The sequence below is a fragment of the Pseudomonas serbiensis genome (assembly GCF_030580745.1).
Lineage (GTDB): Bacteria > Pseudomonadota > Gammaproteobacteria > Pseudomonadales > Pseudomonadaceae > Aquipseudomonas > Aquipseudomonas serbiensis.
On record NZ_JAUQOO010000019.1, the window covers coordinates 33,850 to 48,939 of the forward strand.

The window sequence follows — 15,090 nt, forward strand, 5'->3', positions numbered from 1 at the left end:
CTTTCCCTTGCAGCTTCTTTCCCCCTTCTCTACAATTGCGCCCCTTGCTGTCACGGCAGGCGCTTTCGTGTCTGTCCCTGAGCAAGACTAACAGTGTCATTCACTCCTTGTCTGACCGCTTTGGCGGCAGGCTACAACCCGTAAGGAGCATTCATGCGTCATTACGAAATTATCTTTTTGGTCCACCCGGATCAAAGCGAGCAAGTCGGCGGCATGGTTGAGCGTTACACCAAGCTGATCGAAGAAGACGGCGGCAAAATCCACCGTCTGGAAGATTGGGGTCGTCGTCAACTGGCCTACGCAATCAACAATGTTCACAAGGCTCACTACGTGATGCTGAACGTTGAGTGTACTGGCAAGGCCCTGGCCGAGCTGGAAGACAACTTCCGTTACAACGATGCTGTGATCCGTAACCTGGTCATCCGTCGCGACGAAGCCGTAACTGGCCAGTCCGAGATGCTCAAGGCTGAAGAGAACCGCAGTGAGCGCCGTGAGCGTCGTGACCGTCCTGAGCACTCCGACAGCGCCGATGGCGATGACGGTGACAACAGCGACGTTAGCGATAACGCTGACGAGTAATCCACGGACCTTTTGAGGAGCCTATTACATGGCACGTTTCTTCCGTCGTCGTAAATTCTGCCGCTTCACCGCTGAAGACGTGAAAGAGATCGATTACAAAGATCTCAACACTCTGAAAGCTTACGTATCCGAGACCGGCAAAATCGTTCCAAGCCGTATCACCGGTACCAAAGCACGTTATCAGCGTCAGCTGGCCACCGCTATCAAGCGCGCCCGCTTCCTGGCCCTGCTGGCCTACACCGACAGCCACGGCCGCTGAGACCGGGCAGTCGACAAAGTAGTAAGGGATCGAATGTATGCGTGCCTTAGCTGAATTCATCATGCGGGGACGTGTGCAGGCCACGCTGGTTGTGGCCGGATCTGCGGCATTGCCGCTGTTGTTCTGGTTGAGTGCCGCTGCGGCTAGCCTTGTGCTGCTGCGGCGCGGTTCGGACGCCATTGGTGTCGTCGGTGTGGGAGTGCTGTCAGCATTGGTTTGCTGGTACTTCCAGAAAGATCCCACTGCCCTTCTGGTGCTGCTGGGGTCTTGTGGCCTGTCGCTGGTTTTGCGCGCAGGTCATTCCTGGAATCGCGTGCTGCTGGTCAGCGTGGCAGTCGGAGTGTTGTGTGCAGTGAGTCTCGGGACGTTATTCAGTCCCATGGTCGATAGTCTGGCGCGTGAGTTCGAGAGAGTTCTGCCCCAGGCTTTCGGTGAGGTCTACGAGAAGCTCTCGGCTGACCAGCGAGCGTCCCTCGCTTCACTGACTGCACCCCTCGTTATCGGTTCGATGGCGGTGATGTTTCAGATTTTCAGTGTGTTGTGCCTGATTCTTGGGCGCTATTGGCAAGCGTTGTTGTACAACCCGGGTGGTTTTGGTCGTGAGTTTCGTCAGATCAGAATCCCCAAGGGACTGGCGTTGTCGCTGTTGGTAGTCATGTTTGTAGGGCCGTCCTTCGGCACACAAATGCTGATTCTGTTGCCGTTATGCAGCGTACCGCTGGTCTTCGCCGGGCTGGCCCTGATTCACGGGCTGGTGGCGCAAAAAAGACTGGCCGGTTTCTGGCTGGTGGGGTTGTACGTCACGCTGATGCCATTCATGCAGCTGATAGGTCCGTTGCTCGTGGTTACGGCCATTGTCGACAGCCTGATTGATTTTCGCGGTCGTCTGGGGTCGAAGGACTCTGATAACGCGAACGGTGAAGGTTAAAAGTTAAGAGGATTTTCACATGCAACTGATCCTTCTGGAAAAAGTCGCGAACCTGGGCAACCTGGGCGACAAAGTAAACGTTAAGGCTGGCTACGGTCGTAACTACCTGCTGCCATACGGCAAAGCAACCGCTGCAACCGCTGCCAACCTGGCTGCGTTTGAAGAGCGTCGTGCAGAGCTGGAAAAACTGGCTGCCGAGAAGAAGGCTTCTGCCGAAACTCGCGCTGCCCAACTGGCTGAGCTGGAAGTGACTATCACTGCCACCGCTGGTGACGAAGGCAAGCTGTTCGGTTCGATCGGTACTCACGACATCGCTGATGCACTGACCGCCTCTGGCGTTGAAGTTGCAAAAAGCGAAGTTCGTCTGCCGAACGGCACTATCCGTAACGTCGGTGAATACGATGTTGCCGTGCACCTGCACAGCGACGTTGAAGCAACCGTTCGCGTTGTCGTGGTAGCAGCTTAAGCAGTACGCAATCGTCTGGCGGCTAGTCCGTTAGAGGGTTAACATCGGGCACGATCCTGTTTTACAGGTCGTGCCTTTTGTCTTTCTGCTAGCCCCTATTCTGTAAATCTCGAATTCAAGTGGCCATGAACGATATTTCCGCCCCCGAGCAATACGATCTGCAAACCGCTGCCCTCAAGGTGCCTCCGCATTCCATCGAGGCCGAACAGGCTGTACTCGGTGGCTTGATGCTGGACAACAACGCCTGGGAGCGTGTGCTCGATCAAGTTTCCGATGGCGATTTCTATCGGCATGACCACCGCCTGATCTTTCGCGCCATTGCCCGGCTGGCCGATCAGAACAGCCCGATTGACGTGGTCACCCTGTCTGAGCAACTGGACAAGGAAGGCCAGACATCCCAGGTCGGTGGTCTGGCATATCTCAGTGAGCTGGCGAAAAACACGCCATCGGTCGCCAACATCAAGGCTTATGCCCAGATCGTTCGTCAGCGGGCGACCTTGCGCCAGTTGATCGGCATCAGCAACGAGATTGCCGACAGTGCGTTCAACCCTGAAGGCCGTACCGCCGAGGAGATTCTCGACGAGGCTGAGCGGCAGATCTTCCAGATCGCCGAGGCGCGTCCGAAGACGGGTGGGCCGGTGGGGGTCAATGACCTGCTGACCAAGGCCATCGACCGTATCGACACGCTGTTCAACAGCGATAACGCGATTACCGGCCTGTCTACGGGCTATACCGATCTGGACGACAAGACCAGCGGCCTGCAACCGGCCGACCTGATCATCGTTGCGGGTCGTCCGTCCATGGGTAAGACCACCTTCGCCATGAACCTGGTGGAAAATGCGGTTTTGCGCAGCGACAAGGTTGTGCTGGTCTACTCGCTGGAGATGCCAGGTGAATCGCTGATCATGCGTATGCTTTCCTCGCTGGGCCGCATCGACCAGACCAAGGTGCGGGCCGGTCAGCTGGATGACGACGACTGGCCGCGTCTGACATCGGCCGTGAACCTGCTCAATGACCGCAAGCTGTTCATCGACGATACGGCAGGTATCAGCCCGTCCGAGATGCGTGCCCGTACCCGTCGTGTTGCCCGCGAGCACGGCGACATCGCGATGATCATGATCGATTACCTGCAGCTGATGCAGATTCCGGGCTCGGCCGGTGACAACCGGACCAACGAGATTTCCGAGATTTCCCGCTCGTTGAAAGCCCTGGCCAAGGAATTCAACTGCCCGGTCATCGCGCTCTCGCAGCTCAACCGCTCTCTGGAGCAGCGTCCCAACAAGCGCCCGATCAACTCCGACTTGCGTGAATCCGGAGCGATCGAGCAGGACGCCGACGTCATCATGTTCGTGTACCGTGACGAGGTTTACCACCCGGAAACCGAACACAAGGGTATCGCCGAGATCATTATCGGCAAGCAGCGTAACGGCCCTATCGGTACGTCCCGTCTGGCGTTCATCGGCAAGTACACCCGCTTCGAGAACCTGGCGCCGGGCAGTTACAACTTCGATGACGAGTGATGTGTAGGTGTAATGCCGATCAGTTAAGGTCATAAATCACTTTGTGGGAGGCAGCTTGCTGGCGACTTCAGTGTACAGACGCAGAATATCTGTCGGTTTTGAGGCTTTTTCGCCAGCAAGCTGCCTCCCACAAGTTTTGTTTGTGCCTTAACTAATCCGACCACTATCGTCGGATTTGATCATTTTTTGTGCTATATTCCGCGCCCGCGATTTTTCCAACGTGCAAACGTAGGTCCTGACATGCAAGCAGCCAAGCCGTTATTTGACTATCCCAAGTACTGGGCCGAATGTTTCGGGCCTGCACCTTTCCTGCCGATGAGCCGGGAAGAAATGGATCAGCTTGGCTGGGATTCCTGCGACGTCATCATCGTCACCGGCGATGCGTATGTGGATCACCCGTCTTTTGGCATGGCGATCATTGGCCGCCTGCTCGAATCGCAGGGTTTTCGCGTCGGGATCATCGCGCAGCCTGACTGGCAGTCCAAAGACGACTTCATGAAGCTCGGCGAGCCGAACCTGTTCTTCGGTGTCGCTGCTGGCAACATGGACTCGATGATCAACCGCTACACCGCGGATAAGAAGACCCGCTCCGACGACGCCTATACACCGGGCGGTATGGCCGGCAAGCGTCCTGACCGTGCGAGTCTGGTCTACAGCCAGCGCTGCAAGGAAGCCTACAAGCATGTGCCGATCGTGCTGGGCGGTATCGAAGCCTCGCTGCGCCGTATCGCGCATTACGATTACTGGCAGGACAAGGTTCGCAACTCGATCCTGATCGACGCCTGCGCCGATATCCTGCTCTACGGCAACGCCGAGCGTGCGATTGTCGAGGTCGCTCAGCGTCTGTCCTACGGCCACAAGATCGAAGACATCACCGATGTTCGCGGCACGGCTTTCATTCGCCGTGATACTCCGGCGGGCTGGTACGAAGTCGACTCCACGCGCATCGACCGTCCGGGCAAGATCGACAAGATCATCAACCCGTACGTGAACACTCAAGACACCCAGGCCTGCGCCATCGAACAGGAAAAAGGCCCGGTAGAAGATCCGAACGAAGCCAAGGTCGTGCAGATCCTGGCAAGCCCGCGAATGACCCGTGACAAGACGGTCATTCGCCTGCCTTCGGTCGAAAAAGTACGTAACGACGCCGTGCTGTATGCCCACGCCAACCGTGTGTTGCACTTGGAAACCAACCCGGGCAACGCCCGTGCGCTGGTACAGAAGCATGGCGAGGTCGATGTCTGGTTCAACCCGCCGCCCATTCCGATGACTACCGAAGAAATGGACTACGTGTTCGGCATGCCTTATGCGCGTGTTCCGCACCCGGCGTACGGCAAGGAGAAAATCCCGGCCTACGACATGATCCGTTTTTCGGTCAACATCATGCGCGGCTGCTTCGGTGGCTGTACCTTCTGCTCGATTACCGAGCACGAAGGCCGGATCATCCAGAACCGTTCCGAAGACTCGATCATTCGTGAAATCGAAGAAATTCGCGACAAGGTTCCAGGTTTTACCGGCGTTATTTCCGATATGGGCGGCCCGACCGCGAACATGTATCGCATTGCCTGCAAAAGCCCGGAAATCGAGTCGGCCTGCCGCAAGCCGTCCTGCGTCTTCCCCGGTATCTGCCCGAACCTGAACACCGACCATTCGGCGTTGATCCAGTTGTACCGCAGCGCCCGTGCCTTGCCGGGTGTGAAGAAGATCCTCATCGCTTCCGGCCTGCGCTATGACCTCGCGGTCGAGTCGCCGGAGTACGTCAAGGAACTGGTGACTCACCACGTAGGTGGTTACCTGAAGATCGCCCCGGAACACACCGAGGAAGGTCCGCTCAACCAGATGATGAAACCGGGCATCGGCAGCTATGAAAAATTCAAGCGCATGTTCGAGAAGTACTCAAAGGAAGCAGGCAAGGAGCAGTACCTGATCCCTTACTTCATCGCCGCCCACCCGGGCACCACCGATGAAGACATGATGAACCTGGCGTTGTGGCTCAAGAGCAATGGTTTCCGTGCCGATCAGGTGCAGGCGTTCTATCCGTCGCCAATGGCTTCGGCGACTGCCATGTATCACTCGGGCAAGAACCCGCTGCGCAAGGTCACGTACAAGAGCGACGGCGTCACCATCGTCAAGAGCGAGGCGCAGCGTCGTCTGCACAAGGCGTTCCTGCGCTATCACGACCCCAAGGGCTGGCCAATGCTGCGTGAAGCACTGGAGCGCATGGGGCGTGCCGACCTGATCGGTCCAGGCAAGCATCAGTTGATCCCGCTGCATCAACCGGCGACCGACAGCTACCAGAGCGCCCGTCGCAAGAACTCGACGCCTGCTGGCAGTCACAAGGTCGGCAAGGCTGCCAAGACCAACCTGATCCAGACCCAGCACACTGGCCTGCCGCCACGTGGCAGTGATGGCAGCAAGCCTTGGGACAAGCGTGAGGAAGCCAAGGCTGCCGCGCTGGCCCGCAACAAGCAGGCCGCCAAGGAGCGTATGGAAGCGGCCAAGGGCGGGAAGGGCAAGAAGCCAGCCCGCAAGCCAGTGGTTCCCCGCTAACGGCTCATCCCTCTCCCTTGTAGGAGCGAATTCATTCGCGAAAGGCTTCGCGAATGAATTCGCTCCTACGCAGTTGTACCCCTACTGCCTCATTTCCGTGCGACCCTTGCACCGCTAATCTGAATTGGCGCGATTTTGGTGCTGTGCTTAGCTGATCCAGTCACTTCAATATCGCTGGCGCTGGCTTTGCCCCGCATGGCATAAGTCTTGCGCGGTTCAATTACCGTCCAGGCCGCAGGAGGCACGCCGTGTCGATTCATATTGCCTTGCACCATGTCACGCATTACCGCTACGAACGTGCGGTTGAACTGGGTCCCCAGATTGTTCGCCTGCGTCCGGCCGCTCATAGCCGAACCCGCGTGTTGTCGTACTCCCTGAAAGTATTGCCCGAAAACCATTTCATCAACTGGCAGCAGGACCCGCAGGGCAATTACCTGGCGCGTCTGGTATTCCCCGAGAAAACCAAAGAGCTGCGGGTTGAAGTCGATCTGGTTGCCGAGATGGCCGTGTTCAATCCTTTCGACTTTTTTCTTGAGCCCTACGCGGAAAAGATTCCGTTTTCTTATGCCAGCGAAGAACAGCGCGAACTGGCGCCGTATCTGGAAAAACTGCCGCTCACACCGCGGTTTACGGCCTATCTGGAAAGCATCAGCCGTGAACCTGTGCCGGCCATCGACTTTCTGGTGGGGCTCAACCAGCGTCTGAGCCAGGACATCGATTACCTGATCCGTATGGAGCCTGGGGTTCAGACGCCTGAGTTCACTCTGGAAAACGCTTCCGGTTCCTGCCGCGATTCGGCCTGGTTACTGGTGCAGTTGCTGCGTCATCTGGGCATGGCAGCGCGTTTTGTGTCGGGTTATCTGATCCAGCTCAAGGCTGATGTCGAGGCGCTGGACGGGCCGTCGGGTACGGATGTCGATTTCACCGATCTGCATGCCTGGTGCGAGGTCTATCTGCCGGGCGCCGGTTGGGTCGGGCTGGATGCGACGTCCGGCCTGTTTGCCGGGGAAGGCCATATCCCTCTGGCTTGTAGCCCGGAGCCTTCTTCGGCTGCACCGATCAGTGGTCTGGTCGAGCCTTGCGAAACCGAGTTCAGCCATGAAATGTCGGTGGAGCGGATCTGGGAAGCGCCTCGCGTCACCAAACCTTACACCGAAGAGCAGTGGCAGGAGATTCAGGCCCTCGGGCACCAGATCGACGCTGATCTGGTCCGCGATGACGTGCGCCTGACCATGGGCGGCGAGCCCACGTTCGTTTCTATCGATGATCGTGATGGCAGTGAGTGGAATACCGCCGCCCTCGGGCCGAACAAGCGGGCGCTGTCGGCCGAGCTGTTTCAGCGCATGCGTGGGCATTATTCCCCCAAGGGCATTGTTCATTTCGGGCAGGGCAAGTGGTACCCCGGCGAGCAACTGCCGCGCTGGTCGCTCAACAGTTTCTGGCGCAAGGACGGCAAGCCGGTCTGGAACAACGATGCATTGATTGCCGATGAAGCCCGGGATTACGGCGCGACCGGTGAGCTGGCCGGACGTTTTCTGAGCAGTGTTGCCGAGCGCCTGAAACTGCCGACCCGCTTCGTCTTCCCGGCCTACGAAGACAATCTCTATTACCTGTGGCGCGAAGGCGCTTTGCCTGTGAACGTCACGGCCGAGGATTCCCGGCTGAGCGACGAGCTTGAGCGGGCACGCTTGCGCAAGGTGTTCGAGCAAGGTCTGGATAAAGTCATAGGCCAGGTGCTGCCTCTGGCGCGCACGGCTGCGGGTGATCGCTGGCAGAGCGGGCGCTGGTATCTGCGCGATACCCACTGCCGTCTGGTGCCGGGTGATTCCGCGCTCGGCTATCGATTGCCTCTGGCTTCGCAGCCATGGGTCAAGGCGGCGGAGTATCCGTTCATTCATCCGACCGACCACAACCAGGATTTCCCCGAGCTGCCTGAGCGCGAAGAACTGCATTCCGACGACCCGGTCGACACCGATCGGCCGCAACCGGTCATTGATCAGTCCGCCGACTGGCTGACTCGCACGGCCTTGTGTGCCGAGGCGCGTGGTGGGCGCTTGTATCTGTTCATGCCGCCACTGCAGAAGCTGGAGGAATATCTTGAACTGGTCGCGGTGATCGAGGCCACAGCCGAAGAACTGCAATGCCCGGTCCTGCTGGAGGGCTATGAGCCGCCGAGCGACCCGCGCCTGAGCAACTTCCGGATTACGCCTGATCCGGGCGTGATTGAAGTCAACGTGCAGCCTTCTTCTTCCTGGGATCAACTGGTGGAGCGCACTGAGTTCCTTTACGAGCAGGCGCGCCTGACGCGCCTGACCACCGAGAAGTTCATGATCGATGGTCGCCATACCGGCACGGGCGGTGGTAACCACTTCGTTCTCGGCGGTGCGACACCGGCTGACTCGCCGTTCCTGCGTCGCCCCGATCTGCTGCGCAGCCTGATCAGCTATTGGCACAACCATCCGTCGCTGTCGTATCTGTTTTCCGGCCTGTTCGTCGGCCCGACGTCTCAGGCGCCGCGGATTGACGAGGCGCGCAACGATTCACTCTATGAAATGGAAGTCGCCTTCGCACAAATGCCCAAGCCGGGCGAGGAGGTTGCTCCGTGGTTGATCGATCGCCTGTTGCGCAACCTGCTGATCGATGTGACCGGCAACACCCATCGCGCTGAATTCTGTATCGACAAGCTGTATTCGCCGGATGGTGCGACAGGGCGTCTCGGGTTGCTGGAACTGCGAGCCTTTGAAATGCCACCCCATGCGCGTATGAGCCTTGCCCAGCAATTGCTGTTGCGTGCGCTGGTTGCCCGTTTCTGGCGCGAGCCCTATGCACCCGCGAAGCTGGCGCGTTGGGGGACAGAGCTGCACGACCGTTTCATGCTGCCGTATTTCATCGAGCAGGACTTCGCGGACGTCATTGCCGAGCTCAATGATGCCGGTTATCCAGTGCGGGCCGAATGGTTTGCCGCGCATCTGGAATTCCGTTTCCCGAAAGTGGGCGATTACGCGGTCAACGGCATTGAGCTGGAGCTGCGTCAGGCGCTGGAGCCCTGGCATGTGCTGGGCGAAGAAGGTTCGGGCGGCGGTGCCGTGCGTTATGTGGACTCTTCTCTGGAGCGCCTGCAGGTGCGGATCAATGGTTTGCCGCCTCAGCGCTACATGCTGACCTGCAACGGCATTGCCGTGCCTTTGCAGCCCACCGGTCGTGTGGGGGAGTTCGTCGCAGGCGTGCGTTATCGAGCCTGGCAGCCTGCCAATTGCCTGCAACCGACCATCGGCGTTCATGCGCCTCTGGTCTTCGACCTGGTGGACACCTGGATGCAGCGCTCGCTGGGCGGCTGCGAGTATCATGTCGCCCATCCGGGCGGCCGCAACTATGAAACATTGCCGGTCAACGCCAACGAAGCGGAAAGCCGGCGCCTCTCACGGTTCTTCCGTGTGGGGCATACCGCAGGCAAATTGGAGATTCCATCGCTCAACATTAGCGATGAATTGCCGATGACGCTGGATATGCGCCTGCATTAATAAAAACGGCTCAGTCAGTTGGATGCACACGGACGTGTCCACATCGGTGTGACATCTGACTGCGCTAACCTGAAGCCCTTATGCTGTTTGCCGAGCCTTCCATGCCTGACCTGCTTGACCGTTACCCGCTTTCCGAGGGGACCTATCACGAGATGCTCGATGCCAGTGGGGCCGTTCGGCCGCACTGGCAACGCCTGTACGAATACATGCAGCGCAGCACCTCTGCACAGATGATCCAGCGTCAGGCCTTGTTGACCCGGCAGATCCAGGAAAACGGCGTGACCTATAACGTCTATGCCGACCCCAAAGGAGCTGACCGCCCGTGGGAGCTGGATCTGCTGCCGCACATCATCCCGGCGGACGAATGGCAGCATGTCTCTGCCGGTATCGCCCAGCGCGCTCGCCTGCTCAATGCCGTACTCGCGGATCTGTATGGTCCGCAGACCTTGATTGCCAATGGCTTGCTGCCTGCCGAACTGGTGTTCGGGCATAACAACTTTTTGTGGCCATGCCAGGGCGTCAAACCGCCTGAAGATATTTTCCTGCACATGTACGCCGTCGATCTGGCGCGTACGCCGGACGGGCGCTGGTGGGTAACCGCCGACCGGACCCAGGCGCCTTCGGGGGCCGGTTATGCTCTGGAGAACCGGCAGATCGTCGCTCGGGCGCTGCCGGAGGCTTACCGGGACCTGCAAGTCAGGCATTTGTCGGGGTTCTTTGGTGCCTTGCAACAGACTCTGGCCCGTCAGGCACCCACCAGCAACGAAGCGCCGCTGGTGGTGCTCCTGACGCCAGGTCGCTTCAATGAAAGCTATTTCGAGCATTTGTATCTGGCTCGCCAGCTGGGGTATCCACTGGTCGAGGGCAGTGACCTGACCGTGCGTGATGCCACGGTCTATCTGAAGACCCTCAGCGGCCTGCGCCGGGTTCACGCGATCATGCGTCGCCTGGACGATGACTTCTGCGATCCGCTGGAATTGCGCACAGATTCTGCGCTCGGTGTGCCTGGTCTGCTGGAAGCGGTACGCCAGGGCAATGTGCTGGTGGCCAATGCGTTGGGCAGCGGGGTTCTGGAATCACCGGGGTTGCTGGGCTTCCTGCCTAAAATCAGTCAGTACCTGTTTGGCGAGGACCTGATCCTGCCATCGGTCGCTACATGGTGGTGCGGTGAGCCCCCGGTGTTGGCTCAGGCGCTGGAGAAACTTCCCGAACTGTTGATCAAGCCTGCGTTCCCCTCGCAACGATTCGCTCCGGTCTTCGGTCGCGATCTGAACGAAGAGCAGCGTCAGGCACTGGCTGCACGCATGCAGGCCCGGCCTTACGCCTATGTCGCACAGGAACTGGCGCAACTGTCCCATGCGCCAGTCCTGCAATCCGATGGCCAGGGCCTGCAACCGCGCGCCATTGGCATGCGCGTATATGCGGTGGCGGGGATGGATGGTTATCGCGTGCTGCCGGGTGGTTTGACCCGTGTTGCCGCCGAGGCCGATGCAGATGTGATTGCCATGCAGCGCGGTGGCGCGAGCAAGGACACCTGGGTGTTGGGCGAGCACTATTCTCATCTGGGAGAGCCCTGGAAGGGGCAGCGACCGCTGGGCGTCTATGACCTGATTCGTCGCGACCCGTATCTGCCGTCGCGGGTTGTGGAAAACCTCTACTGGTTCGGACGTTATTGCGAGCGCTGCGATGACAGCGCCCGTTTATTGCGAATCATGCTGACGCGCTATATCGACGGCGATGATCCATTGGCCTTGCAGGCCTCCGTCGAGCTTGCCGAAAGCCTGAACCTGTTGCCTGAGGCCGAGGAGGATGAAGAGTTGCCTGAGCGGCTGCTCACGGCCTTGCTGGGGGATGACTGGGTGTTCAGCCTGCGCTCCAACCTGCAACGCATGCAGTGGGCCGCGTCCCAGGTGCGGGGCAAGCTTTCCCGTGAAAACTGGCAGGCGCTGGTGGAGTTACAGCGCGAAGCTGCGAGCCTGGAAACCAAGGAGCCGGATTTCGGTGAGCTTCTGGATTTCCTCAATCGTCTGGTGATGTCTCTGGCTGCCTTGTCCGGGTTTGCGCTGGATGACATGACCCGTGACGAAGGCTGGAGCTTCCTGATGATCGGGCGACGTATCGAGCGTCTGAAGTTTCTCAGTTCCAGCCTGGCCGCTTTCCTGCGTGCGGCGGCGGTTTCCGATCACTCGGGGCTGGACTGGTTGCTGGAGCTGGGTAACAGCAGCATTACCTACCGTTCACGTTACATGGCCGTGCCGCATCTGATTCCTGTGCTGGACCTGTTGCTGCTCGATGAGCAGAACCCTCATGCCGTGCTGTTCCAGCTGAAACAGGTGGAGCGTTCGTTACGGCGCTTGAATGACGATTTCGGTGCGCCGTGCGACAGAAGCCTCGCAGTCCTGATTCAGCGTCTGTCCAACTTCGATCTTGGCAGCCTGGAAAATCCATTGTTTGGTGAAAGCAGCCTCAAGGCTGTGCTGGAAGGGCTGGCTGATCTGCTGCAAAACATTGGCGATACCAGCGGGCAGGTTTCCGACCGCCTTGCTCTGCGCCACTTCGCCCATGTCGATGATGTCAGCCAACGTACGGTATCCGTTTGATGAGTGCCCATTACCAGATTCTCCACGACACCCATTACAAGTACGACAGTCCGGTTTCCCTGGCGCAGCAGCTGGCGCATCTGTGGCCGCGCAGCAGCCCTTGGCAGCGTTGCACCGAGCAGCATCTGGAGATTCTGCCGACGCCCACGACGCGCCGCGATGAACTGGATGTCTTCGGCAATCCATTGACCCGTCTGGCTTTCGAGCGCCCCCATGACGAATTGCAGGTCAATGCCCGGTTGCGGGTGGAAGTGCTGGAGCGGCCACAACTGGACTTCAATCTTTCGCCTGAATGGGAAGTGACGCGCAGTGCTCTGACCTACAGCGCGCAATCGATGACTGCCGATATTCTTGACGCCTGTCGTTATCGTTTCGAGTCGCCCTATGTGCATCTCAAGCGCTCGTTTGCCGAGTTCTCGCAGGAGTGCTTTGCGCCGGGGCGCCCGTTGCTGTTGTGTGTGCAGGCCTTGATGGAGAAGATCTTCGAGGAGTTCACCTTCGATGGCGAGGCCACGCAAGTCGCGACACCGCTGGTGGAAGTGCTGGAAAGGCGTCGCGGGGTTTGTCAGGACTTTGCCCATCTGATGCTGGCGTGCCTGCGTTCTCGCGGCCTGGCGGCACGTTATGTCAGCGGTTACCTGCTGACCCAGCCGCCGCCCGGCCAGCCACGGCTTATCGGGGCTGACGCTTCCCATGCCTGGGTTTCAGTGTTTTGCCCGGCATCGGGCTGGGTCGATTTCGATCCGACCAACAACATTCAACCGGCGCTGGAGCACATCAGCCTGGCATGGGGGCGTGATTTCTCCGATGTCTCTCCTTTGCGCGGCGTGATTCTGGGCGGCGGCAGTCATGATCCCGAAGTGCGGGTGACGGTGATGCCCCTCGGCGAATAGCTCATTCGAGCGTGATCATTAATTCCTCAAGCCCATGAATCGTTCATTAAGCGGCGCACTCGATTATCGGGCAGTGCGCCGCGCCTGATCGCAGGCATCGTGTGGGCAACTGGCGCTGGCGCCGCAGGCGTAAGCGGCAAGTAAACTGCGAAACAGGCTATTGAGCTGCATGATGGACACTCCATGGGTTGCAATGCGCCGATGGTAGAGTGGCCCGCACTGACTGGCTCTTTGATTGTTTCGATGATGGCGATAGTCGGCATCATCCTGCGCCGCTTATCGATAAGCCTTCCTTGAGAGTCACGTTGACGCAGGTCATTGGAACCTGGCCCTGAATGGGGCAGTCTCTCATCACATTAATGAAGCACCCTGCCTTGGAGATTCATATGATTCGCAAGCTTGTAGCTATTTCTCTGTTGACGTTGGCCAGTGGTCAGTTGTTGGCTGCCGAATGCTCCACCACCGTCGATTCGACCGATCAGATGTCGTTCAGCACCAAAGCCATCGAGATCGACAAGAGCTGCAAGACGTTCACCGTCAACCTCACTCACTCCGGCAGCCTGCCGAAGAACGTGATGGGCCATAACTGGGTATTGAGCAAAACGGCTGATTCGCAGGCTATCGCCACTGATGGTCTGAGCGTTGGTATCGACAAGGGATACCTGAAGGAAGGCGATCCTCGCGTGATCGCTCACACCAAATTGATTGGTGCCGGGGAAACCGATTCTGTGACCTTCGATGTGTCGAAGCTGGATCCGGCTGGCCAGTACCAGTTCTTCTGCACCTTCCCGGGCCACATCAGCATGATGAAAGGCACGGTTACGCTGAAGTAAGTTGATGCTTTCGCGAATGAATTCCCCGTAGGAGCGAATTCATTCGCGAAGTGCAGGTGCCCATATCGTCAGTTCCACCGCCTTCCCGGATAAATCCGGTCCTACTTAAGGCGCGTACGGCAACTCACGCTTGTGCTGGGTCTTGGAGTAGGTGTCGCAAATGATCCTGAATGCCTCTTCACACACAGGTTCGCCGTGCAGGAATGCATCAATCTCGGCGTAAGTCACGCCATGGGACGCCTCGTCCGGTTTGCCGGGTACCAGGTCTTCCAGATCCGCTGTCGGTACTTTCTCGACCAATGATTCCGGCGCGCCGAAATGGCGGGCGATGGCGCGCACCTGGTTTTTCACCAAGCCGCTGAGCGGAGCCAGGTCGCAGGCACCGTCACCGAACTTGGTGAAGAAGCCCATGACGGCTTCTGCCGCATGATCGGTCCCTACTACCAGCCCTTGATAGGCTCCGGCGATGGTGTATTGCGCCACCATGCGGATGCGCGCCTTGGTGTTGCCGAGCACGAAGTCCACAGTGCTGGCCGCCTTGCCGTCGAAGGCTTTCACTTCAGCGGCCAGAGCCTTGACGCTTTCGCCGATATTCACGGTATGACGTTCGTCTGGCTCGATGAAGTCCACCGACGCCTGGGCTTCGTGTTCGTCGTGTTGCACCACATACGGCAGGCGTACGGCGACGAAGCGATAGCCGTCGTCGCCTGTGCTGCTGCGCAGTTCCTTTACAGCGCGCTGACACAGCAGGCCTGCGGTCAGTGAGTCGACGCCGCCGCTGATCCCCAGTACCAGCGTCTTGAGCCGTGCATTGAGCAGGCACTCCTTGATGAAGTCCACGCGACGGGCCACTTCGGCCTGCAGAGCGTTGTGGTCGGCGAAGGGCGGTTGGACATTGAGCTGTTCAGCAATCTGCAGTTGTACGGCGTGCATGAGTCACT

Annotated in this window: 11 protein-coding genes; 10 read left to right on the plus strand and 1 reads right to left on the minus strand. The window is 58.8% G+C overall.

Annotated elements, in window-relative coordinates; all coding sequences use genetic code 11:
* Nucleotides 1-153 precede the first annotated feature (153 nt).
* From rpsF to azu, 10 genes are all read left to right on the plus strand, one after another.
* A complete protein-coding gene (rpsF, locus tag Q6A51_RS21395) occupies nt 154-579 on the plus strand; it encodes a 30S ribosomal protein S6 (RefSeq protein ID WP_002551828.1) in 426 nt (141 codons plus the stop codon).
* A gap of 28 nt (nt 580-607) precedes the next feature.
* Complete coding sequence (gene rpsR, locus Q6A51_RS21400) at nt 608-838, plus strand: 30S ribosomal protein S18 (RefSeq protein WP_002551829.1); 231 nt, start codon at nt 608-610, stop codon at nt 836-838.
* 37 nt (nt 839-875) lie between these two features.
* On the plus strand, nt 876-1,766 hold the full coding sequence (locus Q6A51_RS21405) for a YybS family protein (protein WP_304575679.1): 891 nt from the start codon (nt 876-878) through the stop codon (nt 1,764-1,766).
* A gap of 19 nt (nt 1,767-1,785) precedes the next feature.
* Nucleotides 1,786-2,232 carry a 50S ribosomal protein L9 gene (rplI, locus tag Q6A51_RS21410; RefSeq protein ID WP_025258306.1) on the plus strand — a complete coding sequence of 149 codons (447 nt, stop codon included), beginning with the start codon at nt 1,786-1,788 and terminating at the stop codon, nt 2,230-2,232.
* A gap of 125 nt (nt 2,233-2,357) precedes the next feature.
* Nucleotides 2,358-3,752 carry a replicative DNA helicase gene (dnaB, locus tag Q6A51_RS21415; protein WP_200995018.1) on the plus strand — a complete coding sequence of 465 codons (1,395 nt, stop codon included), beginning with the start codon at nt 2,358-2,360 and terminating at the stop codon, nt 3,750-3,752.
* Nucleotides 3,753-3,992: 240 nt separating this feature from the next.
* Entirely contained in the window at nt 3,993-6,302 is a 2,310-nt protein-coding gene (locus tag Q6A51_RS21420; protein WP_201018185.1) for a YgiQ family radical SAM protein, read from the plus strand.
* Between the two features lie 248 nt (nt 6,303-6,550).
* Nucleotides 6,551-9,823, plus strand: a complete 3,273-nt coding sequence (locus Q6A51_RS21425; protein ID WP_304575680.1) for a transglutaminase family protein — start codon at nt 6,551-6,553, stop codon at nt 9,821-9,823.
* A 101-nt stretch (nt 9,824-9,924) separates the two neighbouring features.
* On the plus strand, nt 9,925-12,423 hold the full coding sequence (locus tag Q6A51_RS21430) for a circularly permuted type 2 ATP-grasp protein (protein WP_304575681.1): 2,499 nt from the start codon (nt 9,925-9,927) through the stop codon (nt 12,421-12,423).
* On the plus strand, nt 12,423-13,316 hold the full coding sequence (locus Q6A51_RS21435; protein ID WP_201001780.1) for a transglutaminase family protein: 894 nt from the start codon (nt 12,423-12,425) through the stop codon (nt 13,314-13,316). The genes Q6A51_RS21430 and Q6A51_RS21435 overlap by 1 nt, the downstream gene beginning before the upstream one ends.
* 386 nt (nt 13,317-13,702) lie before the next feature.
* Nucleotides 13,703-14,149 carry an azurin gene (gene azu / locus Q6A51_RS21440; protein WP_304575682.1) on the plus strand — a complete coding sequence of 149 codons (447 nt, stop codon included), beginning with the start codon at nt 13,703-13,705 and terminating at the stop codon, nt 14,147-14,149.
* A 105-nt stretch (nt 14,150-14,254) separates the two neighbouring features.
* Here the strand turns inward: azu and nadE are convergent, their stop codons facing one another.
* Nucleotides 14,255-15,082: an ammonia-dependent NAD(+) synthetase gene (gene nadE / locus Q6A51_RS21445; protein ID WP_304575683.1), complete on the minus strand. Its 828-nt coding sequence runs from the start codon at nt 15,080-15,082 to the stop codon at nt 14,255-14,257.
* Nucleotides 15,083-15,090: the final 8 nt, after the last annotated feature.

Excerpts from the sequence above, each read along its gene's own strand:
- rpsF (WP_002551828.1), top strand. The coding sequence starts at position 154 with ATGCGTCATTACGAAATTATCTTTTTGGTCCACCCGGATCAAAGCGAG.
- rpsR (WP_002551829.1), top strand. The coding sequence starts at position 608 with ATGGCACGTTTCTTCCGTCGTCGTAAATTCTGCCGCTTCACCGCTGAA.
- Q6A51_RS21405 (WP_304575679.1), top strand. The coding sequence starts at position 876 with ATGCGTGCCTTAGCTGAATTCATCATGCGGGGACGTGTGCAGGCCACG.
- rplI (WP_025258306.1), top strand. The coding sequence starts at position 1,786 with ATGCAACTGATCCTTCTGGAAAAAGTCGCGAACCTGGGCAACCTGGGC.
- dnaB (WP_200995018.1), top strand. The coding sequence starts at position 2,358 with ATGAACGATATTTCCGCCCCCGAGCAATACGATCTGCAAACCGCTGCC.
- Q6A51_RS21420 (WP_201018185.1), top strand. The coding sequence starts at position 3,993 with ATGCAAGCAGCCAAGCCGTTATTTGACTATCCCAAGTACTGGGCCGAA.
- Q6A51_RS21430 (WP_304575681.1), top strand. The coding sequence starts at position 9,925 with ATGCCTGACCTGCTTGACCGTTACCCGCTTTCCGAGGGGACCTATCAC.
- Q6A51_RS21435 (WP_201001780.1), top strand. The coding sequence starts at position 12,423 with ATGAGTGCCCATTACCAGATTCTCCACGACACCCATTACAAGTACGAC.
- azu (WP_304575682.1), top strand. The coding sequence starts at position 13,703 with ATGATTCGCAAGCTTGTAGCTATTTCTCTGTTGACGTTGGCCAGTGGT.
- nadE (WP_304575683.1), bottom strand. The coding sequence starts at position 15,082 with ATGCACGCCGTACAACTGCAGATTGCTGAACAGCTCAATGTCCAACCG.